General features: G+C 67.2%; 21 protein-coding genes, 2 tRNA genes and 1 pseudogene. 16 read left to right on the top strand and 8 right to left on the bottom strand.

What is annotated here, in order from left to right; translation table 11 throughout:
- Positions 1–32 precede the first annotated feature (32 nt).
- The 4 genes from ACE3T8_RS13110 to ACE3T8_RS13095 form a co-directional block, all read right to left on the bottom strand.
- The gene (locus ACE3T8_RS13110; RefSeq protein ID WP_374609646.1) at positions 33–1,250 is read right to left on the bottom strand and encodes an efflux RND transporter periplasmic adaptor subunit; all 1,218 of its coding nucleotides are present in this window, start codon (positions 1,248–1,250) and stop codon (positions 33–35) included.
- A gap of 7 nt (positions 1,251–1,257) precedes the next feature.
- Positions 1,258–2,700, bottom strand: a complete 1,443-nt coding sequence (locus ACE3T8_RS13105) for an efflux transporter outer membrane subunit (protein ID WP_374609645.1) — start codon at positions 2,698–2,700, stop codon at positions 1,258–1,260.
- Positions 2,701–2,703: 3 nt separating this feature from the next.
- Positions 2,704–3,186, bottom strand: a complete 483-nt coding sequence (locus ACE3T8_RS13100) for a MarR family winged helix-turn-helix transcriptional regulator (protein ID WP_374609644.1) — start codon at positions 3,184–3,186, stop codon at positions 2,704–2,706.
- A gap of 83 nt (positions 3,187–3,269) precedes the next feature.
- Positions 3,270–4,061 (bottom strand): inner membrane protein YpjD, encoded by a 792-nt coding sequence (locus ACE3T8_RS13095; RefSeq protein WP_374609643.1) that lies wholly within the window; start codon positions 4,059–4,061, stop codon positions 3,270–3,272.
- Between the two features lie 88 nt (positions 4,062–4,149).
- Here ACE3T8_RS13095 and ffh point away from each other — a divergent pair, with 88 nt between their 5' ends.
- The 7 genes from ffh (at position 4,150) to ACE3T8_RS13060 (ending at position 9,063) form a co-directional block, all read left to right on the top strand.
- Positions 4,150–5,517, top strand: a complete 1,368-nt coding sequence (gene ffh, locus ACE3T8_RS13090) for a signal recognition particle protein (RefSeq protein WP_374609642.1) — start codon at positions 4,150–4,152, stop codon at positions 5,515–5,517.
- Positions 5,518–5,612: 95 nt separating this feature from the next.
- Complete coding sequence (gene rpsP, locus ACE3T8_RS13085; protein ID WP_374358937.1) at positions 5,613–5,861, top strand: 30S ribosomal protein S16; 249 nt, start codon at positions 5,613–5,615, stop codon at positions 5,859–5,861.
- A 49-nt stretch (positions 5,862–5,910) separates the two neighbouring features.
- Positions 5,911–6,423, top strand: coding sequence for a ribosome maturation factor RimM (rimM, locus tag ACE3T8_RS13080; RefSeq protein WP_374609661.1), 513 nt, complete (start codon positions 5,911–5,913; stop codon positions 6,421–6,423).
- A gap of 11 nt (positions 6,424–6,434) precedes the next feature.
- Entirely contained in the window at positions 6,435–7,208 is a 774-nt protein-coding gene (gene trmD / locus ACE3T8_RS13075) for a tRNA (guanosine(37)-N1)-methyltransferase TrmD (RefSeq protein ID WP_374609660.1), read from the top strand.
- Between the two features lie 158 nt (positions 7,209–7,366).
- Entirely contained in the window at positions 7,367–7,795 is a 429-nt protein-coding gene (gene rplS, locus ACE3T8_RS13070; protein WP_374609641.1) for a 50S ribosomal protein L19, read from the top strand.
- Positions 7,796–7,869: 74 nt separating this feature from the next.
- Positions 7,870–8,277 carry an RNA-binding S4 domain-containing protein gene (locus ACE3T8_RS13065; protein ID WP_374609640.1) on the top strand — a complete coding sequence of 136 codons (408 nt, stop codon included), beginning with the start codon at positions 7,870–7,872 and terminating at the stop codon, positions 8,275–8,277.
- Positions 8,278–8,370: 93 nt separating this feature from the next.
- Complete coding sequence (locus ACE3T8_RS13060) at positions 8,371–9,063, top strand: peptidoglycan-binding protein (RefSeq protein ID WP_374609639.1); 693 nt, start codon at positions 8,371–8,373, stop codon at positions 9,061–9,063.
- 61 nt (positions 9,064–9,124) lie between these two features.
- Here ACE3T8_RS13060 and katG read toward each other — a convergent pair.
- The 3 genes and pseudogenes from katG to mutS form a co-directional block, all read right to left on the bottom strand.
- Positions 9,125–11,363: pseudogene (gene katG / locus ACE3T8_RS13055) on the bottom strand (catalase/peroxidase HPI).
- Positions 11,364–11,571: 208 nt separating this feature from the next.
- Entirely contained in the window at positions 11,572–12,189 is a 618-nt protein-coding gene (locus ACE3T8_RS13050; protein WP_374609638.1) for a DUF937 domain-containing protein, read from the bottom strand.
- A gap of 74 nt (positions 12,190–12,263) precedes the next feature.
- Positions 12,264–14,828 (bottom strand): DNA mismatch repair protein MutS, encoded by a 2,565-nt coding sequence (gene mutS, locus ACE3T8_RS13045; RefSeq protein ID WP_374609637.1) that lies wholly within the window; start codon positions 14,826–14,828, stop codon positions 12,264–12,266.
- A 219-nt stretch (positions 14,829–15,047) separates the two neighbouring features.
- Here mutS and ACE3T8_RS13040 point away from each other — a divergent pair, with 219 nt between their 5' ends.
- The 9 genes from ACE3T8_RS13040 (at position 15,048) to ACE3T8_RS13000 (ending at position 23,981) form a co-directional block, all read left to right on the top strand.
- Positions 15,048–17,651, top strand: coding sequence for a TonB-dependent receptor (locus ACE3T8_RS13040; protein WP_374609636.1), 2,604 nt, complete (start codon positions 15,048–15,050; stop codon positions 17,649–17,651).
- A 100-nt stretch (positions 17,652–17,751) separates the two neighbouring features.
- Complete coding sequence (locus tag ACE3T8_RS13035; RefSeq protein WP_374609635.1) at positions 17,752–18,249, top strand: CinA family protein; 498 nt, start codon at positions 17,752–17,754, stop codon at positions 18,247–18,249.
- A gap of 53 nt (positions 18,250–18,302) precedes the next feature.
- A complete protein-coding gene (gene lexA / locus ACE3T8_RS13030) occupies positions 18,303–18,938 on the top strand; it encodes a transcriptional repressor LexA (RefSeq protein ID WP_374609634.1) in 636 nt (211 codons plus the stop codon).
- A gap of 153 nt (positions 18,939–19,091) precedes the next feature.
- Positions 19,092–20,117, top strand: coding sequence for a recombinase RecA (gene recA, locus ACE3T8_RS13025; protein ID WP_374358954.1), 1,026 nt, complete (start codon positions 19,092–19,094; stop codon positions 20,115–20,117).
- The gene (locus ACE3T8_RS13020) at positions 20,114–20,614 is read left to right on the top strand and encodes a regulatory protein RecX (RefSeq protein WP_374609633.1); all 501 of its coding nucleotides are present in this window, start codon (positions 20,114–20,116) and stop codon (positions 20,612–20,614) included. The genes recA and ACE3T8_RS13020 overlap by 4 nt, the downstream gene beginning before the upstream one ends.
- Before the next feature lie 102 nt (positions 20,615–20,716).
- Positions 20,717–23,356, top strand: a complete 2,640-nt coding sequence (gene alaS, locus ACE3T8_RS13015; protein WP_374609632.1) for an alanine--tRNA ligase — start codon at positions 20,717–20,719, stop codon at positions 23,354–23,356.
- Positions 23,357–23,471: 115 nt separating this feature from the next.
- On the top strand, positions 23,472–23,666 hold the full coding sequence (csrA, locus tag ACE3T8_RS13010; protein ID WP_374609631.1) for a carbon storage regulator CsrA: 195 nt from the start codon (positions 23,472–23,474) through the stop codon (positions 23,664–23,666).
- 56 nt (positions 23,667–23,722) lie between these two features.
- Positions 23,723–23,815, top strand: a tRNA-Ser gene (locus ACE3T8_RS13005).
- Between the two features lie 89 nt (positions 23,816–23,904).
- Positions 23,905–23,981 (top strand) — tRNA-Arg (locus ACE3T8_RS13000).
- Between the two features lie 40 nt (positions 23,982–24,021).
- Here ACE3T8_RS13000 and ACE3T8_RS12995 read toward each other — a convergent pair.
- Positions 24,022–24,179, bottom strand: a 158-nt coding sequence (locus ACE3T8_RS12995) for a transposase (protein ID WP_374609659.1), incomplete at its 5' end; no start/stop codon positions are given.

Below are 24,179 nucleotides of genomic sequence, written 5' to 3'. Positions count from 1 at the left end.
CGCCGCCAGCGCGACTCCTGCGCAAGGGGAAATCAGGACCGGCGGCCCTGCGCCAGGTTCTGGCCGATGATCGTTTCGATGCGCGCGTCGGCGTCCTGCAACTGCTTCGCGTAGGCCTGGGTGGTGAGCAGCGACTTCGCCGGTGTCGCGGCGGGCAGGGTCTTGCCGCCCTGGTCGCGGATGCCGACGTCGGCGGACATGCTCATGCCCAGGCGCAGCGGATGCTCGGCGACCTGCTTCGGATCCAGTTCGATGCGCACCGGCACGCGCTGCACGATCTTGATCCAGTTGCCGCTGGCGTTCTGCGCGGGCAGCAGGGCGAAGGCACTGCCGGTGCCCAGGCCCAGGCTGGCGACCTTGCCGGTGTAGGTCACGTCGTCGCCATAGACGTCGGCGGTGAGTTCGACCGGCTGGCCCAGGCGCATCGCATGCAACTGGGTCTCCTTGAAGTTGGCTTCCACCCACACTTGCTCCAGCGGCACGACGGTCATCAGCGTGGTGCCGGGCTGCACGCGCTGGCCGAGTTGCACCGCACGCTTACCGACGAAGCCCGAGATCGGCGCGACGATCGCCGCGCGCTGCAGGTTGAGGTAGGCCTGGCGCAGTTGCGCGGCGGCGGCCTGCACCTGCGGCTGGTTGCCGACGGTGGTGGCATCGACCAGCGCGCGGTTGCGCGACAGCTGGCCCTGCGAGCCAGACAGCGCGGCTTCGGCGGCATCCAGCTGCGCCTTGGCATGCGCGAGTTCCTCGGACGAGACCGCGCCGGTCGCGACCAGGCCGCTGCGGCGGGCCACGTCGGCGCGTGCCTGCGCCACTGCCACCTGGCGCGCGGCGATGTCGGCCTTCGCCGCATCCACGCTGCTGTACAGGCCACGCACCTGGCGCACGGTGTTGGCGAGATTCGCTTCGGCTTGCGCGTAGGCGACCTGCGCATCGTTCGGGTCCAGTTGCACGAGCACCTGGCCGGCTTCGACGCGCATGCCGTCCTCCGCATTGATCGCGACGACCGTGCCAGGTGTCTGCGGGGTGATGCTGACGATGTTGCCCTGCACGTAGGCGTCGTCGGTCGACTGGTGCCAACGCGCGACCGTCAGGTACCAGGCGAGCCAGGCGCCACCGGCGATCAGCACGATCGCGAGCAGGATCAGCAGTGCGCGCTTGCGCTTGCCATTGCCGGCCGGTGCGGGAGGCGAGGGCGGCAGCGACGCCGCGTTGCGGGTGGAGGTGTTCGGCGTGGTGTCGGTGGTCATGGCGGCGTCAGTGGGAGGCGGTGGCGGTGGGCGCGTCGATGGCGATGCCGCCGCCGAGCGCCTGGTCGAGGTCGATGCTGGCGATGCGGCGCGCGGCGACCAATCCGGCGAGTTGCTGGTCGAGGCGCAGCAGCGGTGCCTGCGCGGCCAGCACGTCGAGCTGGGTGGCCAGGCCGGCGCGCTGCCGTTGCAGCACCAGCGCGTGCGCCTTGGCGGCGGCATCGCGCGCGCTGGTGGTGCTGGCAATCTGTGCGTCCATCGCACGCGCTGCCTGCACCGCATTGGCGACATCGCGGATCGCGCCGACCAGCGTCTCGTTGTAGGTGGCGACGGCGAGGTCGCGGTCGGCATCGCTGGAACGCAGTTGCTGCTCGAGTCGCCCGCCTTCGAAGATCGGCAGGCTCAGCGCGGGCCCGCCGTTGAGCAGCAGGGCATCGCTGCCGAACAGGTCGCCGAGGTTGCCGGCGGCCAGGCCGGCCAGCGCGCTGAGGTTGATCGAGGGATAGAACGCGGCCTTGCTGGCGTCGATGCCGTGCTGTGCGGCTTCCACCCGCCAGCGCGCGGCAACGATGTCGGCGCGGCGTGCCAGCAGGTTGCTTGGCAGTACGGACGGCAGCGCGATGCCGGGCGTCTTCAGCATTGGCCTGGCGATCTCGAGGCCACGATCCGGGCCCGCGCCGAGCAAGGCCGCCAATGCATTGCGCAGGCTGTTGATGTCGTGCTGCGCGGCTTGCGCCTGCTGGCGCGCAGCGGCACCTGCGCTGCGGTTCTGGTTGAGCGCGATGGTGTTGTCCAGGCCGGCCTTGATCCGCTGCTGGTTGAGCGCGACGAGCGCATCGGCGCGCGCGCCCTCGGCATTCGCGGCGTCGAGTGCATCGAACGCCCGGGCCAGGCTCACATAAGTGCGCGCCACGTTCGCGGCCAGCGCGACACGCGCGGATTGCGCATCGATTTCGGTGGCGCGCGCGCTGCCCAAGGCGGCCTGCCACTTGCTGCGCGACATGCCCCAGAGATCCGGGTTCCACGCGAAGCTGAGGCTCAACACATTGACGACCTTGAAGTCGCCGCCGATCTCGTCGCCCACCAACGCCGGGGGCAACTGTGCACCCAGCACCTGCGCGCCCGCGCCGAGCGTCGGCTTGCGCGCGGCATCGGCCAGGCCCGCCTGGGCGATGGCCTTGCGCGTGCGCGCATCGGCGGCCTCGATCGAAGGCGAATTGGCCAGCGCTTCGTCGACCAGCGCATCGAGTTGCGGATCACCGAACGCGTTCCACCAATGATCGCTGGACCACGCGACATCGGAAACGCGGGTGCCGGCCAGCGAAGCGGAGGACTGCAGGCTGCCGGCATCGCGCATCACGCCTTGTGGCGCGATGTCGCCAGTGCTGGCGCAAGCGGTGGCGAGCAGGGCCGTGGCAAGTGCGGTGGCCAGGAGCGAAGAACGGGACATGGCTCAGTCCGTAGGGGAATTCAGGTTGTCGCGCACGCGTTCCAGCAAGGCGAGCAGTTGTTCGCGTTCGCCGGTATCCAGGCCCTGCAGGGCGGCCTCGCGTACGCGCTGGCCGCACTGGTCGATGTCGCGCCAGATTGCCTTGCCGGCGTTGGTGAGGTGGATGTGCAGGGCACGGCGGTCGTTCGGATCGGCCACGCGTTCGAGGATCCCGCGCGCCTCGAGCTTGTCGAGCAGGCGGGTCATCGCGCCGGGGTGGAGGTAGGCCGCGCGGGCCAGTTCGGTGACGCTGGTGGTGCTGTTGGCCAGCGTCTTGATGGTGATGAACTGGCTGAAATTCAGTTCATGGCCGGAACGGGCCAGTTCGGCCTCCATCCGCGCCCACATCGCATCGCGCGCCTGCCGGAACAGCAGGCCCAGCGTGGAACCGCTGCAGGCACCGATGGCGGGCGCGATCGGGTGGTCGGGGGAATGGGGAGTCGTCATGGGCAGCATGATCTGCGCCCATGCAATAGTTGTCAATGCAAATATCTACACTGCAAGCGTATTCCCGTCACGATGGCGTGGGTCTATCCCGTGCGGTGCAACACCAGTTCCAGCACGAATTTGCTGCCAAAGAAGGCGAGCACCAGCAGCGCCATCGCCACCAGGGTCCAGCGCACCGCGGTGGCGCCGCGCCAGCCGCGCTGCCAGCGTCCCAGCAACAGGGCACCGAACGCCAGCCAGGACAACCCACTGAGCACCGTCTTGTGGACCAGGTGCTGGGCGAGCAGGTTGTCGACGAAGAGCAGGCCGGTCAGCAGGGTCGCGGTGAGCAGGACGAAGCCGACCGTGATGCTGCGGAACAGCAGGCTTTCCAGTTCTGTGAGCGGTGGCAGGGCGCGCAGCCAGCCGCGGAATTCGCGACGGCGCAGGGCGCGTTCCTGTGCCCACAGGAAGATCGCCAGCACGGCCGACAAGGCCAGCGTCGCGTAGGCCAGCAGGGCCATCCACGCATGCAATTGCAGGCGCCAACCGAGGTCGCTCGCGTTGTCGGCATGCCCGTAGGCGCGGTAGGCGAGCAGGCTGGCGGCAGCGAGCGGGAACACCACGATGCCGAGCGCAGGCATCCGCCCGGACGCCCCGAAGGCCGTGGTCAGTGCGGCCATGCCCAGGCCGACCAGTGACAACGCGGCGAAGAAATGCATGTCCGCGCCTTGCAGCAGGCGCCAGGCTTCCGCATGGGTTTCGGCATGGAACAGCGCGGCCAGCACCGCCAGCGGGATCCAGCCGCGACGCGGTGTCCCCTTCCCCGTGGCGGAGCGCCAGAGCAGGACGGCTGCGGCCACGTAGAGCGCTACGGCGATGAGAACGATTGTCATCGCGCGAGTGTCGCACAAAGGTGCGACAGCCGGGCGCGGGCTATACTCCGCGGCCCGAAATCCCAGCATCTGCAAGGCTGCCAGCCCCATGTTCGAATCCCTGACCCAGCGCCTGTCCGGCACCATGGAGCGCCTCCGCGGCCGCGGCCGGTTGTCCGAATCCAACATCAGCGAAGCCGTGCGCGAAGTGCGCATCGCCCTGCTGGAGGCGGACGTGGCGCTGCCGGTGGTGCAGGGGCTGATCCAGCGGATCAAGGTGCGCGCGGTCGGCCAGGAAGTGATGCGTTCGCTGACCCCCGGCCAGGTGCTGGTGCGGATCGTCCGCGACGAGCTTGCGCTGGTGATGGGCTCGCAAGCGACCGACCTGAACCTCAACGTGCCGGCGCCTGCGGTGATCCTGATGGCCGGCCTGCAGGGTGCCGGCAAGACCACCACGGTCGGCAAGCTGGCCAAGCACCTGAAGGAACGCCGCAAGAAGAAGGTGATGGTGGTCAGCGCCGACGTCTATCGCCCGGCCGCGATCGAGCAGTTGCAGACGCTGGCCGGCCAGGTCGGCGCGTTGTTCTTCCCGTCCGATCCGTCGCAGAAGCCGGAGGCCATCGTCAAGGCGGCCATCGCCGAGGCGCGCAAGACCTTCGCCGACGTGCTCATCGTCGACACCGCCGGCCGCACCAGCATCGATGACGCGATGATGGCCGAGATCAAGGCGCTGCACGCCGCGGTGAATCCGGTCGAAACCCTGTTCGTGGTCGATTCGATGACCGGCCAGGACGCCGCGGTCACCGCCAAGCATTTCGGCGAGGCGCTGCCGCTGACCGGCGTGGTGCTGACCAAGACCGATGGCGATGCGCGCGGCGGCGCGGCGCTGAGCGTGCGCTACATCACCGGCAAGCCGATCAAGTTCGTCGGCGTGGGCGAGAAGCCCGACGGCCTGGACGTGTTCCATCCGGACCGCGCTGCCGGCCGCATCCTCGACATGGGCGACGTGCTGTCGCTGGTCGAGCAGGTCGAACAGCAGGTCGACCACGACAAGGCCAAGAAACTGGCGGAGAAGGTCGCCAAGGGCAAGAAGTTCGACCTCAACGACATGCGCGACCAGCTCGAGCAGATGCAGAACATGGGCGGCCTGCACGGCTTGATGGACAAGCTGCCCGGCGTCGGCCAACTGCCGGAGGCGGTGAAACAGCAGGTCACCGGCAAGGAAGTGCCGCGGATGATCGCGGTCATCAATTCGATGACCAAGAAGGAACGTCGCAATCCCGACCTGCTCAATGGCTCGCGCCGCGCACGCGTCGCGCGTGGCTCCGGCCTGACCCCGGCGGACGTCAACAAGGTGCTGAAGCAGTACCAGCAGATGGAAAAGATGATGGGCAAGCTCGGCCGCGGCGGCATGAAGGGCATGATGCGCGGCCTGAGCGGCATGATGGGCGGGCGCGGCGGCATGCCGATGAGGTAGTTGAAGTCGGGCTGGGTTTCGCCAGCCGATTCAACACGTTATACTTGCGGGCTTACCCGGCCATTCCGGCCGCTGGGCACCACCGAGAAACTGCAATGGTCAAGATCCGCCTTACCCGTGGCGGCGCCAAGAAGCGCCCCTTCTACCACGTCATCGTCACCGACAGCCGCAGCGCCCGTGACGGCCGCAACATCGAGCGCGTGGGCTTCTACAACCCGGTCGCCCAAGGCGCCGAGAAGCGCGTCGAGCTGAACCTCGAGCGCATCAAGCACTGGGTCGACAACGGCGCGCAGCTGACCGACAAGGTCGCCGACCTGTACAAGGCCGCCGCCAAGGCTGCCTGATCCGGCGGGTCGCCCTGCGGCGACCCCCGATCGCATTCCCATGAACGCACTGGACGCCGGCCAGCGGATGATCACCGTCGGCCGGTTACACGGTGCGTTCGGCGTGCGTGGCGAAGTGAAGCTGGAAAGCTTCACCGATCCGCTGCATGCCATCGCCCGCTACCAGCCGTGGATCCTGCGCGATGCACGCGGGCAGGAATGTTCCTGCGAGGGCGTGAAGCTGCGCGAAGGCGTCAAGGGCCTCATCGCGAGCATGCCGGGCATTGACGACCGTGATGCCGCCGACGCCCTGCGTGGCGTCGAGGTGCGGGTGCCGCGCTCGGCATTGCCGCCGCCGGCTGCCGGCGAGTACTACTGGGTCGACCTGGAAGGCCTTCGCGTGGTCAACGTGGAAGGCGCGGACTTCGGCATCGTTTCCCACCTGTTCTCGACCGGCGCCAATGACGTGCTGGTGGCCCACGGCGAACGCGAGCGGATGATCCCGTTCGTACAACCCGACTTCATCCGCAGCGTGGATTTCGACGCCGGCCTGGTCACCGTCGACTGGGACGCGGACTTCTGACGTCGATGCCGATGCGCTTCGACATCGTCAGCCTGTTCCCCGAATTCGTCGCCCAGCTTGCCGCGCATGGCGTGGTCGGGCGTGCCGGTGAGCGCGGGCTGCTGTCGATCCACGGCTGGAACCCGCGCGACCATGCCGAAGGGAACTACAGGCGGGTCGATGATCGCCCGTTCGGCGGCGGGCCGGGCATGGTGATGATGATCGACCCGCTCCGCGCCGCGATCAGTGCCGCACGCGAGGCCGACCCCGCGCCGGCGAAGGTCATCTACCTGAGTCCGCAAGGCCTGCGCCTGACCCAGGCGAAGGTGCGCGAACTGGCCGCTGCGCCTCGGCTCATCCTGCTCTGCGGCCGCTACGAAGGCGTCGATGAGCGTCTGCTCCAGCACGAGGTCGACGAGGAACTCTCGATCGGCGATTACGTCCTGTCCGGCGGCGAGCTGGCCGCGGCGGTACTGGTGGATGCCGTGGCGCGCTTGCAGGACGGCGCGCTGAACGATGCGGAATCGGCGGTGCAGGACAGTTTCGAGGGCGACGGCCTGCTCGATTGTCCGCACTACACCCGTCCGGTCGAGCATGCGCTGGGCTCGGTGCCGGAGGTGCTGCTGTCCGGCAACCATGCCGGGATCGCGCGCTGGCGCCGGCAGCAGTCGCTGGGCCGGACCTGGCTGCGGCGTCCCGACCTGCTGCACGAGGAAGGCCTGTCGAAACAGGATCGACTCCTGCTGGGGGAATTCCGCGAGCGCTGGCTGCTGGCAGTGGGCGAGCCCCCGGCCGGAGACGCCTAAGCCTCTGGCGCGGCTGGAAAAATCCCGGCTATAATGCGCGGCTAGCCGTACCGCACCACGTTCCACCGATGCCATGACGCGGGTCCACGTGCACTCGCGCAACAACTAATCCAACAGGCGCGTGCGCCGCACGCCACGATTCCATCAAGGTTGATCCCATGAACAAGCCCTCGATCCACACCCTGCTCCAGGACTTCGAAACCGCCCAGGTTTCGCGCAAGCTGCCCGACTTCGGCCCCGGCGACACCGTCGTCGTCAACGTGAAGGTCAAGGAAGGCAACCGCGAGCGCGTGCAGGCCTACGAAGGCGTGGTCATCGGCAAGAAGAACGCCGGCCTGAACTCCGCGTTCACCGTGCGCAAGATCTCCCACGGCTTCGGCGTGGAGCGCGTGTTCCAGACCCACAGCGCCGCGATCGACTCGGTGACGGTCAAGCGCCGCGGCGACGTCCGCGCCGCGAAGCTGTATTACCTGCGTGGCCTGGAAGGCAAGAAGGCGCGCATCAAGGAAGACCTGGCCGGCAATGCCAAGGCCAAGGCCGCTGCGCAGGTCGCCGCTGCCGCCGAAGCGGCTGCTGCCGCCGAGTAATTCGGGCGCAACGTTTCCTGCAACGGCCACCCGCGGGTGGCCGTTTGCATTTCAGGAACTGTATTTTTGTCGCGATGACGATGCAGATCGAAACCGTGCCCGGCGTTCGCCTCGACCTGTGGTTGTGGGCGGCGCGTTTCTACAGGACGCGTGCGCTCGCGAAGCACGCCATCGACACCGGCAAGGTCGACGTCGGCGGGCAGCGGGCCAAGCCGTCGCGCAGCGTGCGTGTCGGCGATGCGCTGGTGGTCGTGCGCGGCGAGGAACGCTTTGAGGTCGAAGTCGTCGCGTTGAGCAGCGTGCGCGGATCGGCCAGCATCGCCCAGGTGCTGTATCGCGAATCCGATGCCTCGAAACTCGCGCGCGAACAGGCGCGTGCATCGCGCGTCGCGGAACGCGCCGGTTTCAGCCCTCCCGAATCGAAGCCCGACAAGCGCGCACGCCGGCTGATCCGCGCGCTGGGCGACATCGACGCACTCTGACCCAGCCTTTCCTCCGGCCTATTGCGGACGACGGATTGTCCGCCCTTGGCCACAAAGCAAGACTTCGCCGGGAATTTCACCGGGGAGACGAAGATGCGCATCCTGCGCAATGGAAGCAGAGGGCATGACGTCGAGTACATGCAACGCTTGCTGGTGCGCGCGGACGTGCGCGATCGCGTCGAGAGTCCGTTCTACGGCAGCGACGGCATCTTCGGCCCGCAGACGGAGCAGGCGGTCAGGGCGCTGCAGCGCAGGCGTCCCGGCCTGACCGTGGATGGGGTGGTCGGTCCGCGCACCTGGACCGCGCTGGGCTTGCGGGATCATCGCGAACACCCGATCCGCCGTTACGGGCAGCCGACCGGCATGACCTGCTGGTCGGCCGCGGCCACCATGATCCTGGGCAGCAACATGAGCGTCGGCCCGGGTGGCGCAAGCCTGGGCAGCGACGGCGGGCTGCGTCCGAGCATCGAGAACGTCGCCGCGTTCGGACAGTCGCTGGGTTGGCAGATGCCCAACAGCACGCCCACGGTGCCGGCGCTCGTGGGCATGCTGATGCGCACGCCGCTGTGGCTGGGCGTGCAGCACTCCACCGGCCGCCATGCGGTGGTGCTGAGCGGCGTCTACAGCGATGGCGATGCATCGGGCGCGGGCACCATGGTGCGCATCCACGATCCGTGGCCGGTCGGGCAGGGCGCGGTGTACACCACCTTCGTGAACCCGCTGATCCTCAGGAATGGCCCGGTGCGCTACGCGGCGTCGCTGGAGTTGCTGCTGGTTCCGCGTTGAAGCGGGTGCAGGCGGACGAACGGCCGCATCAGCGGCCGTTCGTGTTGAACCAGAGGAGCGATCAGGTCAGGTCGAAGCGGTCGAGGTGCATCACCTTGCTCCATGCGGCAACGAAGTCCTGCACGAACCTGCCTTGGCCGTCTGCGCTGGCATAGACCTCGGCCAGTGCGCGCAGCACCGAGTTGGAACCGAACACCAGGTCGACGCGGGTCCCGGTCCACTTCGCGGCACCGGTCTTGCGGCAATGACCCGCGTAGCTGTTGCGCCCGGTCGGCTTCCATTCGGTCCCCATGTCGAGCAGGTTGACGAAGAAGTCGTTGCTCAGGGTGCCGGGCTTGTCGGTGAACACGCCATGCGCGGAGCCACCGCTGTTGGCGCCGAGCACGCGCAGGCCGCCGACCAGTGCGGTCATCTCCGGCGCGGTCAGGGTCAGCAGTTGCGCCTTGTCCACCAGCAGGTGCTCGGCCGGGACTTCGGACGGGGCCTGGAGGTAGTTGCGGAAACCGTCCGCGAACGGTTCCATCGGCGCGAAGGAATCCACGTCGGTCTGCTCCTGCGTGGCATCGGTGCGGCCAGGATGGAATGGCACGTTGACGGAAGCACCTGCGTCGCGCGCCGCCTGTTCGATCGCGGCGGAACCGCCCAGCACGATCAAGTCGGCCAATGAGACCTGCTTGCCGCCGCCAGCCGATGCATCGAAGTTCGCCTTGATGCGTTCCAGCGCCTGCAACACCTTGTCGAGTTGCGCGGGATCGTTGGCCACCCAGTCCTTCTGTGGCGCCAGACGCACGCGTGCGCCATTCGCACCGCCGCGTTTGTCGCCGCCACGGAAGCTGGATGCCGAGGCCCAGGCCGCCGACACCAGTTCTGCGACCGACAGGCCGCTGCCGAGGATCGATTGCTTGAGCGATGCGATGTCGCCAGCGTCAATCGAGGCGTGGCCCGGGGACGGGATCGGGTCCTGCCAGATCAGGTCTTCGGCCGGGACTTCCGGGCCGAGGTAGCGCGACTTCGGCCCCATGTCGCGATGGGTGAGCTTGAACCAGGCGCGCGCATAGGCATCGGCGAACGCATCGAAGTCTTCCAGGAAGCGCCGCGAGATCTTTTCATAGGCCGGATCGAAGCGCAGCGACAGGTCGGTGGTGAGCATCGTCGGGCGATGCTTCTTGGACGGATCGAAGGCATCGGGGATGATCGCGTCGGCATCCTTGGCGACCCATTGCTGCGCGCCCGCCGGACTCTTCGACAGTTCCCACTCGAAGCCGAACAAATTCTCGAAGAAATTGTTGCTCCATTGCGTCGGCGTCTTCGTCCAGGTGACTTCGAGCCCACTGGTGATCGCGTCGGCACCCTTGCCGCTACCGTGCGCATTGGTCCAGCCAAAGCCCTGCAGTTCCAGGTCGGCCGCCTCCGGCTCGTGGCCGACGTTGTCTGCGCTGGCCGCGCCGTGGGTCTTGCCCATGCTGTGGCCGCCGGCGATCAGGGCCACGGTTTCCTCGTCGTCCATCGCCATGCGCGCGAAGGTGTCGCGGATGTCGCGGGCTGCTGCCATCGGATCCGGCTTGCCGTCCGGGCCTTCCGGGTTCACGTAGATCAGGCCCATCTGCACCGCGGCCAGGGGATTCTCCAGGTCGCGGGTGTGCGGCACCTTGCTGTCGTCGTCCTTGACCAGCACGCCGTGCGGGTCGTCCACGCCGGGCGAACCGCGCGAATAGCGTTCGTCGCCGCCGAGCCACTTGGTTTCGCGGCCCCAGTACACGTCGAGGTCGGGTTCCCACACATCCTCGCGGCCGCCGGCGAAGCCGAAGGTCTTGAAGCCCATGGTTTCCAGGGCGACGTTGCCGGCGAGGATCATCAGGTCGGCCCAGGAAATCGCCTGGCCATACTTCTGCTTGATCGGCCACAGCAACCGGCGCGCCTTGTCCAGGCTGACGTTGTCCGGCCAGCTGTTGAGCGGAGCGAAGCGCTGTTGCCCGCGGCCGCCACCGCCGCGGCCATCACCGACGCGGTAGGTGCCGGCGCTGTGCCAGGCCATGCGCACGAACAAGCCGCCGTAGTGGCCGAAGTCGGCTGGCCACCAGTCCTGCGAATCGGTCATCAGCGCGGCCAGGTCGGCTTTCAGTGCCGTGTAGTCCAGGCCCTTGAAGGCCTTGCGGTTAGTCGAACTCGCCACCGAGCGGATTGGAGCGGGCGGAGTGCTGGTTGAGCAGGTCGAGCCGGAGCTGGTTGGGCCACCAGTCCTTGTTGCCGGTACCGCCGCCTGCAGTCTGGTGGAACGGACACTTCGCTTCGCTGGACATGATGGCTGGCCTCCCGGCTCGCTGTGATCGACCGGATCCATCCTACGCAGGCTTTCATTAAAGAAAAATTGAATGATGTGAAGTGTTCGATAGGGATGCTCTATCCGCAGTGCAGCAAATTCGTGTGCATCGCGTTGCGGGGAGCGGAGTGAGAACGGCGGCCCTGTGGCCGCCGTTCGCATGTGTCGCTGACAACGCTCTTAGCCGGTCAGCGACCACCACCGAGGAACGAGCCGCCCATCTTGAGCAGGTCGTCCAAGCCGAGTTGGCCGTCGCCGTCCTGGTCCAGCACTGCACCCAGCAGGCCGCCACCCAGGCCGCCTTGCTGCTGCTGGACGGCACGCTCCTGGCCGAGGATGTCGCCCAGCGCCTGCGCATTGCCCGGCCCCTGCTGCGCGCCGCCGAACATGCGCTTGGCGAGATAGGCCAGCACGATCGGGGCGAGGATCTTGAGCAGCATCTGTGCCTTGTCGCCGCCGAGTCCGGTGGCTTGGCCCAGTCCGGTTTCGGCGCGTGGCAGTTGTCCGCCAAAGATGTGACCGAGCTGGCCGAGGCCGTCGGTCTGCCGACCCTGCTGGCCACCGAGTACCGCACCGAGGATGTCGCCGATGCCGCCACCGCTTGCGTGATCGCGGCCCAGCGCACCCAGTAGCGCTTCCGCACCTTGCGGTTGCGCGGTGTTGCGGCCCATCGCACCGAGGATCATCGGCAGCGCGGCGGCGATGGCACCGGCGGTCTGCGCCTGGCCGGTGCCGAGTTGCGCACCGATCTGCTGCACGTCGGCGCGGGACAACTGGGAGAAAATCTCGTCGGTCAGGGTCGACATCACGGCATCCTTTTTCGTGGTGGGGCGGGGTCCCGAAGTGCGACCAGATTAGCAGTTCGCACCGATCGCGCCGCTCAGGCCAGCGACTTCAGCCGGTACAGCGCCTCCAGCGCCTGCTTGGGCGTGAGCTCGTCGGGGTCGATCGATGCCAATGCGTCCAGCGCCGCCGATTGCGGCGAAAACAGGCCGAATTGCTGCGGTGAGTCCAGCGCCGGTGCGCTCAACGGCAGGCTGGGCGCATCGCGGCCTTGCGACTCCAGTTCCGCCAGCCGAGCACGCGCCTGCTGCAATGCGGGCTTCGGCAGGCCCGCGAGCGCGGCCACCTGCAGGCCGAAACTGCGATTGGCCGGCCCCGGTCGCACCGCATGCATGAACACCAGCGCATCGCCGTGTTCAACCGCATCCAGGTGCAGGTTGGCGATGCCGCTGCCCGGTTCCGCCAGCGCGGTGAGTTCGAAGTAATGCGTCGCGAACAGGGTATAGCTGCGGTTGGTCGCCGCCAACTGGCGCGCCACCGCATCCGCCAGCGCGAGGCCGTCGTAGGTCGACGTGCCGCGGCCGATCTCGTCCATCAGCACCAGCGAGTGTTCGCTGGCGTGGTGGAGGATGTAGGCGGTCTCGCTCATCTCGACCATGAAGGTCGATTGCCCGCGCGCGAGGTCGTCGCCGGCACCGATGCGGGTGAGGAGGCGGTCGATCGGGCCGATGATCGCCTTTGCCGCCGGCACGAAGCTGCCGATGCAGGCCAGCAGCACGATCAGCGCGTTCTGGCGCATGAAGGTGCTCTTGCCGCCCATGTTCGGGCCGGTGATGACGTACATGCGGGTGTCGCCATCGAAATGCAGGTCGTTCGGCTCGAACGGCGCGTCGCGCAGCGCCTCGACCACCGGATGGCGGCCGCGTTCGATCGCGATGCCGGGCGTGTCGCGCAAGAGCGGCATGTTCCAGTCGAGCGCTTGCGCGCGCTCGGCGAAACCGGCCAGCACGTCGAGTTCGCTGAGCGCAGCCGCGCAGTGGCGCAATGGCTCGACCACGTCGTTGAGCAGGTCGAGCACGCCCTCGTACAGCAGCTTCTCGCGCGACAGCGAGCGTTCGCGCGCCGACAGCACCTTGTCCTCGAAGGCCTTCAGCTCCTCGGTGATGTAACGCTCCGCGCCGGTCAGCGTTTGCCGGCGCGTGTAGTGCACCGGCGCCTTGATGCTCTGGCCCTTGCTGATCTCGATGTAGTAGCCGTGCACGCGGTTGTAGCCGACCTTCAGCGTGGCGATGCCCGTGGCTTCGCGCTCTCGGGCTTCCAGGTCGATGAGGAACTGGTCCGCATGCGTGCTGAGCATGCGCAGCTCGTCGAGTTCGGCGTCGTAGCCATCGGCGATGGCGCCGCCATCGCGGGCGAGCAGGGGCGGCTGCGGAACGATCGCCGCGCGCAACATGCGCGCAGTCGCTTCGTGTTCGCCGAGCGCCGCGTGCAAGGCGCGCAGGCGCGGCGAATCCAGGGGCGCAAGGATCTCGCGCACCGCGGGCAGCAGCGAAAGTCCGTCGCGCAACGTCGAGAGATCGCGCGGGCGCGCGCTGCGCAACGCGACGCGCGACAGGATGCGTTCCAGGTCGCCCAGGCTGCGGAAGGCCTCGCGCAGCAACTCGTCCGCGCGGGCATCGATCAACGCCGATACCGCATGGTGGCGTTCGCCGACCACGCCGCGGTCGCGCAACGGCCGGTGCAGCCAGCGCCGCAGCAGGCGTCCGCCCATCGGCGACACGGTGGAATCGAGCACGCCGAGCAGGGTGGCGCGCACGTCGCCGTCGACGCGCGAATCCAGTTCCAGGTGCCGACGCGTGGCCGCGTTCATCGCGATCGCTTCGTCGCTGGCCTCGAGTGCGATCGCGCGCAGGTGCGGCAGGCGCTGCTTCTGGGTTTCCTCGATGTAGCCCAGCAGCGCGGCGGCGGCGGCAATCGCCCGCGGCTTGCCGTCGATGCCGAATGCGGTGAGGTCGTGCAGGCCGAAGAACTGCAGCAACTGGCGGCGGCCGGCCTCGGCGTCGAACAGCCACGGCGGGCGACGGCGCAGGCCGCGCGATTCCAGCACGGCGGCGGGCCAGCCGTCCTCGTCCGCCACCAGCACTTCGGCCGCCTGCAGCCGGGCCAGTTCGGCTTCGAGGGCATCGTCGCCACCGACTTCGTTCGCCCGCAGGCGACCGCTGGACAGGTCTGCCCACGCGAGGCCGTAACCCGTCTTCGTTCGGCTGATCGCCAGCAGCAGGGTGTCGCGGCGTTCGTCCAGCAAGGCTTCGTCGGTCACCGTGCCCGGCGTGACGATGCGCACCACCTTGCGTTCGACCAGGCCCTTGGCCAGTGCCGGGTCGCCGATCTGCTCGCAGATCGCCACCGATTCGCCCAGCGCCACCAGCCGCGCCAGGTAGCCCTCGTAGGCGTGCGCCGGTACCCCGGCCATCGGGATCGGCTGGCCGGCAGAATTGCCGCGCTGGGTCAGGGTGATGTCGAGCAGGCGGGCGGCCTTGCGCGCGTCGTCGTAGAACAGTTCGTAGAAATCGCCCATGCGGAAGAACAGCAGCACGTCCGGATGCTCGGCCTTGGCCGCGAAGAACTGGCGCATCAGGGGGGTGTGCTGTTCGAATGACATGCGTGGGGCGGCGGGAGCGGACGGATAGTGTGCCCGATCGCCTCCTCCCTCCTGTCGCGATTTCCTCTCGACACGCCAGCGTACGGATGTGTTAGTTTTCCGTTCAAGGCAGCCACCAGCTGCCCACGCGCCATACCCCCACATGGTCGTGTCGAAGAAAAATTCCGCCGTCGCCTTCGCGACGGCTCGGTCTCGGCGTGTTCAACCAAGGGGGTTTCCATGATCCGCAAGCAACCACAACGCAGTTCGTTGGCCATCGCCGTGTTCGCCGCGATGGTGTCCATGTCCGCATTGCCCGCGATGGCACAGGACGCCGGCCAGGCCGGCAAAGAAGAAGCCAAGACCCTCGATGCCCTGGTCGTCACCGCGCAGAAGCGCGAGGAAGCGATGCAGGACGTGCCGATCATGGTCACCGCGCTCTCGCAGGAAGCCCTGCAGGACGCCGGCGTGCGCGACATCAAGGACCTGCAGACCATCGTGCCGGGCCTGACCGTTACCAGCACCCAGAGCGAGGCCATCACGACCGCCCGCATCCGCGGTGTCGGCACCGTCGGCGACAACGTCGGCCTGGAGTCCTCGGTCGGTATCGTGATCGATGGCGTGTACCGCCCGCGCAACTCGGTCGGCTTCGGCGACCTCGGCGAACTCGAGCGCATCGAAGTGCTCAAGGGCCCGCAGGGCACCCTGTTCGGCAAGAACACCTCGGCCGGCGTGATCAACGTGGTCACCAAGCGCCCGGACTTCGTGCGCAGCGGCGACCTCGAACTGACCGCCGGCACCCCCGGTGCACTCGGCTTCGCGGGCAGCTTCAACACGCCGGTCGGCGAGAACAACGCCTTCCGCCTCTATGCCACCAAGCGCAAGCGCGACGGCTTCATGGACGTGCATACCGGCGCGGGTACCTCGCGCGAGGACTACGACCAGAGCTACCACTCGGTTCGTGCGCAGTGGCGGTTCACCCCGAGCGATGCGTGGGACATCAACTTCACCGCCGATTACACCAAGCGCGACGAGAACTGCTGCTCCGCGGTCACCACCGTGCGCGGGCTGACCGCCGACATCATCGATCGACTGGCGCCGGACGAGGGCGTGGCCCGGGTCGCCAACCCGGAAGCGCGGCAGGCATGGAGCAACCGCGGCAACGAGCAGTTCATCAAGGACAGGGGCCTGAGCGCCGAGATCAACTGGGATTCGCCGTGGTTCGGCGGGGCGACGCTGACATCGATCACCGCAGCCCGTGACTGGGAGACGGTCAATGGCCTGGATTTCGACTACTCCACCGCGGACATCCTGTACCGCGTCGCCGATCGCGACGAATCGCTGTCGCGCTTCAAGCAGTTCAGCCAGGAGTTCCGCCTGACCGGCTCCACCGACCGCATCGACTGGATGGTGGGCCTGTTCTATGCCAATGAGGACATCACCCGCAACGAGTCGTATCGCATCGGCAAGGACTACGGCGCGTACCTGTCCTCGGCCATCCTGACCTCGATCAATCCGGCGTTCCGCAACCTGGCCTCGTCGAACACGTTCCTGCAGGAAGTCTCCGGCCTGCCGTACAGCGCCGGGTTCGGCGACCTGTCCGCGCTCGACCGCTACGACCAGAAGGCCAAGAGCATCGCGGTCTTCACCAACAACAGCTTCCACGTCACCGACGCCTTCGACATCATCCTCGGCCTGCGTTACACCAAGGAAGACAAGGAGCTCGACTCGCTCTACAGCAATCCGTCGGGCGGCGGCCACTGCGGCACCTTGCTGACGCTGGCGCAGACCAGTCCGGCGACTTTGGCGGGACGCATCGCCAATTCGCTGATCAACCGCGGCGTGCCGTTCGGCTCGTTGCCGGCCGCCACCCAGCAGACCATCATCAGCAACGTGGTCGGTTTCAGCTGCCTGCCGTGGGTCAACCCGCTGCACAACGCGGCGTCCCGCGATTCGCACCAGGAACGCAGCGAGAAGGAATGGTCGGGCACGCTCAAGTTCGCCTACCGGGCGAACGAAAACGCGATGTTCTACCTGTCCGGCGCGCGCGGCTACAAGGCCGGCGGCTTCAACCTGGATCGCGTGCAATCGTCGACCGGCCTCAGCAGCGGCGGCACCGGCGTGACACCGGTGCTGGACACTTCGTTCCCGGGCGAGTTCGTGGACAGCTACGAGCTGGGCACCAAGACCACCTGGGCCGGCGGCAACCTGCTGCTCAACGCGACCCTGTTCCACCAGACGTACAGCGACTTCCAGCTCAACAGCTTCCTGGGCACCAGCTTCGTGGTGCGCTCGATCCCGGAGGTCACCTCGCAAGGCATCGACACCGAAATCCTGTGGCAGGCGGCCTCGGTCAAGGGCTTGATGCTGCAGGGTGGCGTGACCTACGCGAAGACCGAGTACGGCGAGACCATCCCGGGTGGCGATTTCATCAATCCCACCGGCGCCCTGTACAAGCTGCCGGGCTCGCAGGTCAGCTTCGCGCCCGAACTGTCGGTGTCGGGCGCGGTGACCTACGAATGGGAACTGGACGAGGGCGTGCTGGCGCGCTTCAACATCGGCGCCAAGTACATGTCCGAGTTCAATACCGGTTCCGACCTCGATCCGGAGAAGATGCAGGACGCCTACACAGTGGTGAACGCACGCATCGGCATCGGCGCCAGCGATCGCAGCTGGTCGCTGGAACTGTGGGGCCTGAACATCTTCGACAAGTATTACAACCAGGTCGGTTTCGACGCGCCCCTGCAGAACCTGTCGCCGCTGCCGAACCAGGCAGTCAATTCGTTCAACGCGTTCCCGGGTGCACCGGCGACCTACGGCGTCACTTTCCGCAAGCGCTTCTGAGTCACCTTCGACGCGTATCACGGACGGCCCGCGCATGCGGGCCGTTCCGTTTTCCGGCGGCGTGCGCTACAAGGCACTCATCCCTTGGCATGGCCCGACGATGACTGTCCCTACAGACACTGAACTCGATGCGCTGGCACGCACCACCGGTGAGCGGCTGCTGGCGGCGAGGCACATGCTGGCAACGGCAGAAAGCTGCACCGGCGGCTGGATCGCCAAGGCGGTCACCGACGTGGCCGGTTCCTCGGCCTGGTTCGACTGCGGCATGGCCGCCTACAGCTACGAGGCCAAGCAGGCGCTGTTGGGCGTGCGTCCGCAGACCCTGGAAACGCATGGCGCGGTCAGCCGCGAGACCGTGGTGGAAATGGTCAGTGGCGCGCTGGTGCATTCCGGCGCGACCCTTGCCGTCGCGGTGACCGGCATCGCCGGCCCCGGCGGCGGCAGCGAGGACAAGCCGGTTGGTACCGTCTGGATCGCCTGGAAGCGCCGCGGTGGCTATGCCAAGGCCGAGGTCTTCCACTTCGATGGCGACCGCGACGCGGTGCGCCGGCAGACCGTGGCCAGCGCCCTCGCGGGCCTGGAGCAGCACATCGAGTGAATCTTCACGGCAGCGGTTGACGGTCCGGCTCGTTAGTAGTATTACTACTAATCATGAGCCTGACCGATACCCAGCGCGCCATCCACGCCTTCATCGCCGAGCGGATCGAGGGCGATGGATTCGCTCCCTCGCAAGCGGAAATCGCTCGTGCCTTCGGCTTCAAGGGCGTCCGCGGGGCGCAGTACCACTTGGAGGCGCTGGAGGCCGCCGGCATCGTCGAGCGCAGTCCCGGCCGCGCCCGCAGCCTGCGCCTGCTGCAGTTGCCGGATGGCCCTCGACAGGCCGAACTCCCGGCCAACGACGACATCCTGCAGTTGCCGGTGCTGGGCCAGGTCGCCGCTGGCGTGCCGATCGGCGCCGACATCGGTTCCGAGCAGGTCGTGTTGATGGATCGTGCGTTCTTCACGCCGACGCCGGACTACCTGCTCAAGGTCAAGGGCGATTCGATGCGCGATGAGGGCATCTTCGATGGCGACCTGATCGGCGTGCATCGCACGTCGGAGGCACGCAACGGGCAGGTGGTCATCGCGCGGATCGACGACGAGGTCACCGTCAAGCTGCTGAAGATCGGGCAGGGCCGCATCCGCCTGCTGCCGCGCAATCCCGACTACGCACCGATCGAGGTGCAGCCGGGACAGGATTTCGCCATCGAGGGCCTGTACTGCGGCCTGGTGCGGCCGAATGCGTGAACGCCCCAGCATCCGACGGGTGATTTCCTGATGCCCGCGTACTGCGCCTGCTGCCACTTTCATCGCACGGCCCGCCACGTCGCAGTTTTTGCGATGGACGCGACCTAACCTGACCCCAGACCCGACATCACTTCAGTACCGAGGACCTGCACCATGGACGAGAACAAGAAGCGCGCCCTTTCAGCCGCACTGGGCCAGATCGAGAAGCAGTTCGGCAAGGGCTCGGTCATGCGCATGGGTGACCGTACCGTGGAAGCCGTGGAGACCATCGGCACCGGCTCGCTGATGCTGGACATTGCGTTGGGCATCGGTGGCCTGCCCAAGGGCCGGGTGATCGAGATCTACGGGCCGGAGTCCTCGGGCAAGACCACCCTGACCCTGCAGACCATCGCCGAATGCCAGAAGGCCGGCGGTACCTGCGCCTTCATCGATGCCGAGCACGCGCTGGACCCGGTCTACGCGCAGAAACTGGGCGTCAACCTGGACGAGCTCTACCTGTCGCAGCCGGACACTGGCGAGCAGGCGCTGGAGATCGCCGACATGCTGGTGCGCTCGAATGCCGTGGACATGGTCGTGGTCGACTCGGTCGCCGCGCTGACCCCCCGCGCCGAGATCGAAGGCGAGATGGGCGACCAGCTGCCCGGCCTGCAGGCCCGCCTGATGAGCCAGGCCCTGCGCAAGCTGACCGGCAACATCAAGCGCAGCAACTGCATGGTGTTCTTCATCAACCAGTTGCGCCAGAAGATCGGGATCATGATGCCCGGCCAGAGCAACGAGGTGACCACCGGCGGCAACGCGCTCAAGTTCTATGCCTCGGTGCGCCTGGACATCCGCCGCATCGGTTCGATCAAGAAGGGCGAGGAGATCATCGGCAACCAGACCCGGATCAAGGTGGTCAAGAACAAGCTGGCCCCGCCGTTCAAGCAGGTCATCACCGAGATCCTGTACGGCGAGGGCATCAGCCGCGAAGGCGAACTGATCGACATGGGCGTGGACGCCAAGCTGGTCGAGAAAGCCGGCGCCTGGTACAGCTACGACGGTGAGCGCATCGGTCAGGGCAAGGAAAATGCCCGCACCTACCTCAAGGAAAACCCCGCGGCGGCGTTGAAGCTGGAAGCCGCGCTGCGCGAGAAGTTCGTGCCTGAGGAAGCGCCGCGCGAAGAGGCCGGCGCCGAATGACGGTGCCGGGCGGCGATGGGGGTGAAACGTCCTCGTCAGCGCGGAATCACCGTCGCCGCCCGGAGCCTTCACCCACCCAGCGCGCGCTGGGACTGCTGACCCGGCGCGAACACTCGCGCAAGGAACTGGCGCGCAAGCTTGTCGGTCGTGGCGTCGAGACCGCCGAAGCACAGGCCACGATCGACAAGCTGGCCACAGCTGGATGGCAGGACGATGCCCGCTTTGCCCAATCGCTCGTGCGCAGCCGCGCGGCCGTGGGCTACGGTCCCGGCTGGATACGGGCAGAACTCGGCACGCATGGGTTGGGGGCCGAAGCGGTCTCGGCGGCATTGGCCAGCTTCGAGGACGACTGGGCAGGCGTGGCCCTTGACCTGGTTCGCCGCCGTTTCGGTGATGCCGGCCCGCTCGACATCACGCAGCAGCGCAAGGCCGCCGACCTCTTGTTGCGCCGCGGGTTCTCGATCGAGCAGGTGCGGATCGCGACCCGCCGCGAATAGCGGGCGCCTTTGGCGAGCGGGTTCCTTGGGCGCAAGCGATACATCGACCAAAGGCACTGGGTTTAGAGCCGTATGACCACGTCGCGGCTGTAAAATGACCGGATGAAAACCACCTCCGATATCCGACGGGACTTCCTCGAGTTCTTCGCCTCCAAGGGCCACACCATCGTCCCGTCCGCGCCGCTGGTGCCGGGCAACGACCCGACCCTGATGTTCACCAACTCGGGCATGGTCCAGTTCAAGGACGTGTTCCTGGGTGCCGAGAAGCGCAGTTACGTGCGCGCGGCCGACGTGCAACGCTGCCTGCGGGCCGGCGGCAAGCACAACGACCTCGACCAGGTCGGCTATACCGCCCGCCACCACACCTTCTTCGAAATGCTCGGCAACTGGTCGTTCGGCGACTACTTCAAGAAGGACGCCATCGCCTGGTCGTGGGAACTGCTGACCCGGGTCTGGGGACTGCCGGGTGAGCGCCTGCTGGTCACGGTCTACCACAACGACGACGAGTCCTACGACATCTGGAACAAGGACATTGGCCTGCCGCCGGAGCGCATCGTCCGCATCGGCGACAACAAGGGCGCGCCATTCGCCTCCGACAATTTCTGGCAGATGGCCGATACCGGTCCGTGCGGCCCGTGCACGGAGATCTTCTATGACCACGGCGATCACATCGCCGGTGGTCCGCCGGGTTCGCCGGATGAAGACGGCGACCGCTACATCGAGATCTGGAACAACGTGTTCATGCAGTTCGACCGCCAGCCGGACGGCACGCTGGTGCCGCTGCCGGCACCGTGCGTGGACACCGGCATGGGCCTGGAGCGGCTGGCCGCGATCCTGCAGCACGTGCACACCAACTACGAGATCGACCTGTTCCAGGCGCTCATCCGCCATGCCTCCGAACTGACCGGCACCGCCGACCTGGAGAACAAGTCGCTGCGGGTGATCGCCGACCACATCCGCGCCTGTGCCTTCCTGATCGTGGACGGCGTGCTGCCATCGAACGAAGGGCGTGGCTACGTGCTGCGCCGGATCATCCGCCGCGCGCTGCGCCACGGATGGATGCTGGGCGTGCGCGAGCCGTTCTTCCACAAGCTCGTGTCGACCCTGGATGCGTTGATGGGAGATGCGTATCCGGTGTTGCGCGAAGGGCGCAGCACCGCCGAGCGCGCCTTGAAGGCGGAAGAGGAACGCTTCGCCGAGACGCTCGATTCGGGCATGCGCATCTTCAACGATGTTGCGGCGAAGTCGGGCAGCATGATTCCCGGCGTCGATGCCTTCCGCCTGTACGACACCTACGGTTTCCCGCTCGACCTCACCCAGGACATGGCCCGCGAGCGCGGGATGTCGGTGGACGTGGCCGGCTTCGACGCGGCGATGGCGCAGCAGAAGGAAACCGCGCGCGCGGCCGGCAAGTTCGGCGGCGGCACCACGTTGCCCGCCGATCTGGTCGCGCAGCTGACGCCGACGCAGTTCCTGGGCTACGACGCGTTGACCGCAGGCGGGCTGGAAGTGCTGGCGTTGTTGAAGGATGGCCGTCCGGTCGATTCCATCGAAGCAGGCGACGAGGCCATCGTCATCCTCGATGCGACGCCGTTCTATGCCGAATCCGGCGGCCAGGTCGGCGATACCGGCGAACTCGACGAGCAAGGCATGCGCTTCATCGTCAACGACACCCTGAAACTCGCCGGTCAGTTCCACGGCCACGTGGGCACGCTGTCCGCCGGTGCGTTGAAGCGCGGCGACCGCGTGCTGGGTTCGGTCGATGGCGCGCGTCGCGGCGCCACCATCCTCAACCACAGTGCCACCCATCTCCTGCACGCGGCATTGCGCGACGTGCTGGGCACCCACGTGCAGCAGAAAGGCTCGCTGGTCGCGCCGGATCGCCTGCGCTTCGACTTCTCGCACTTCCAGCCGATGACCGCGGCGGAGCTCGCCGAGATCGAGCGCCGGGTGAATGCGGAGGTGCGCGCCAACCACGAAGGCGAAGTGCGACACATGGCGATGCAGGACGCGCTCGACTTCGGTGCGATGGCGCTGTTCGGCGAGAAGTACGGCGAGCACGTGCGCGTGCTGCGCTTCGGCCCGACCTCGACCGAGTTGTGCGGCGGCACCCATGTGGGCCGCACCGGCGACATCGGCCTGTTCAAGATCGTGTCGGAAGGCGGGGTGTCCGCCGGCGTGCGCCGCATCGAGGCGGTGACCGGCCAGGGTGCGCTGGATCATGTCGTCGAGGAAGAGCGCCGGCTGGACGAGGCGGCAACCCTGCTTGGCGGTACCAGCGGCGACGTGGCCGACAAGCTGCGCGCATTGCTCGACCGGCAAAAGAAGCTGGAGCGCGAACTGGAGGCGATCAAGGCCAAGGCGGCCTCGGGCGCGACCAGCGACCTGGGCAGCCAGGCCCGCGACGTCGACGGCATCAAGGTGCTCGCAGCGCGGCTGGAAGGCTTCGATGCCAAGGCATTGCGCGATGCGATGGACCGCCTGAAGCAACAACTGGGCGATGCGGTGATCGTGCTGGCCGGCGCCGAGGGCGGTAAGGCCGCGCTGGTGGCGGGCGTGAGCGGCGCTGCCGCCGGCAAGGTCAAGGCCGGCGACCTGCTGGGCGACGTCGCCCGCCAGGTCAACGGCAAGGGCGGTGGCCGCCCCGACATGGCGCAAGGCGGTGGCGACGACGGCCCGGCGCTGGTCGCCGCGCTGGAACGCGTGCCGGCGTGGGTCGGCGAGCGCCTCGCGGCGCATTGAATGCGGCGACCGTGATGGCGGTCGCTTGTGCAAGCTGAACGATGCCCCGTATGATCGGGCAGATTGGATGCATCTGGCCGCCCGGTTCCGTGGCGGCTGCGACAGGGGAGTTGCGATGCTGATCTTGACCAGGCGGGTAGGCGAGACCTTGATGATCGGCGATGCCATCACCGTGACGGTGCTTGGCGTCAAGGGCAACCAGGTCCGCATCGGCATCACCGCGCCGAAGGATGTCGCCGTGCATCGCGAGGAGATCTACCAGCGCATCCAGGGCGACGACGGCAGCAAGGACGGCGAAGCGAAGCCGTAGGGTTTGCCGGATCGCGGTGCAGCCTGTATCCTTCGCCGCTCGCGATTTCGCCTCACGGAGACTTGCCCGAGAGGCCGAAGGGGCTCCCCTGCTAAGGGAGTATGGGGTCAAAAGCTCCATCGAGGGTTCGAATCCCTCAGTCTCCGCCAGTTTGGCGAAACCGCGAAACAAGCGTCATCGAAGTCGGTTTTTCGTTGACGTGGAATGATGCAGCACCGCATAATTCCGCTTCTTCTTTGCGCCCGTAGCTCAGTTGGATAGAGCACCAGGCTACGAACTTGGGGGTCGGAGGTTCGAATCCTTCCGGGCGCGCCACCTTTGAAAAGCCGGCCTTCATGGCCGGTTTTTTTTTGGTTCATCTCCCAACTCCGGGGAATGCGGCTCGAATCTTGAGGAAGAAGTAGGCGTCGTCGCGGTAGCCGTAGGCGATGCGCTTGATGACCTTGATCCGGTTGTTGATGCCCTCGACCAGGCCGGTGTGCATCGGCCAGCGCGTCCGGCTGAGGATGCCGC

The sequence above is a fragment of the Thermomonas sp. genome (assembly GCF_041919455.1).
GTDB lineage: Bacteria > Pseudomonadota > Gammaproteobacteria > Xanthomonadales > Xanthomonadaceae > Thermomonas.
The sequence above is the reverse complement of the archived record's forward strand: the minus strand, read 5'-3'. Positions and strand labels throughout refer to the sequence as shown.

Coding starts and splice junctions, on each gene's coding strand:
- ACE3T8_RS13110 (WP_374609646.1), bottom strand. CDS start 1,250: ATGACCACCGACACCACGCCGAACACCTCCACCCGCAACGCGGCGTCG.
- ACE3T8_RS13105 (WP_374609645.1), bottom strand. CDS start 2,700: ATGTCCCGTTCTTCGCTCCTGGCCACCGCACTTGCCACGGCCCTGCTC.
- ACE3T8_RS13100 (WP_374609644.1), bottom strand. CDS start 3,186: ATGACGACTCCCCATTCCCCCGACCACCCGATCGCGCCCGCCATCGGT.
- ACE3T8_RS13095 (WP_374609643.1), bottom strand. CDS start 4,061: ATGACAATCGTTCTCATCGCCGTAGCGCTCTACGTGGCCGCAGCCGTC.
- ffh (WP_374609642.1), top strand. CDS start 4,150: ATGTTCGAATCCCTGACCCAGCGCCTGTCCGGCACCATGGAGCGCCTC.
- rpsP (WP_374358937.1), top strand. CDS start 5,613: ATGGTCAAGATCCGCCTTACCCGTGGCGGCGCCAAGAAGCGCCCCTTC.
- trmD (WP_374609660.1), top strand. CDS start 6,435: ATGCGCTTCGACATCGTCAGCCTGTTCCCCGAATTCGTCGCCCAGCTT.
- rplS (WP_374609641.1), top strand. CDS start 7,367: ATGAACAAGCCCTCGATCCACACCCTGCTCCAGGACTTCGAAACCGCC.
- ACE3T8_RS13065 (WP_374609640.1), top strand. CDS start 7,870: ATGACGATGCAGATCGAAACCGTGCCCGGCGTTCGCCTCGACCTGTGG.
- ACE3T8_RS13060 (WP_374609639.1), top strand. CDS start 8,371: ATGCGCATCCTGCGCAATGGAAGCAGAGGGCATGACGTCGAGTACATG.
- ACE3T8_RS13050 (WP_374609638.1), bottom strand. CDS start 12,189: ATGTCGACCCTGACCGACGAGATTTTCTCCCAGTTGTCCCGCGCCGAC.
- mutS (WP_374609637.1), bottom strand. CDS start 14,828: ATGTCATTCGAACAGCACACCCCCCTGATGCGCCAGTTCTTCGCGGCC.
- ACE3T8_RS13040 (WP_374609636.1), top strand. CDS start 15,048: ATGATCCGCAAGCAACCACAACGCAGTTCGTTGGCCATCGCCGTGTTC.
- ACE3T8_RS13035 (WP_374609635.1), top strand. CDS start 17,752: ATGACTGTCCCTACAGACACTGAACTCGATGCGCTGGCACGCACCACC.
- lexA (WP_374609634.1), top strand. CDS start 18,303: ATGAGCCTGACCGATACCCAGCGCGCCATCCACGCCTTCATCGCCGAG.
- recA (WP_374358954.1), top strand. CDS start 19,092: ATGGACGAGAACAAGAAGCGCGCCCTTTCAGCCGCACTGGGCCAGATC.
- ACE3T8_RS13020 (WP_374609633.1), top strand. CDS start 20,114: ATGACGGTGCCGGGCGGCGATGGGGGTGAAACGTCCTCGTCAGCGCGG.
- alaS (WP_374609632.1), top strand. CDS start 20,717: ATGAAAACCACCTCCGATATCCGACGGGACTTCCTCGAGTTCTTCGCC.
- csrA (WP_374609631.1), top strand. CDS start 23,472: ATGCTGATCTTGACCAGGCGGGTAGGCGAGACCTTGATGATCGGCGAT.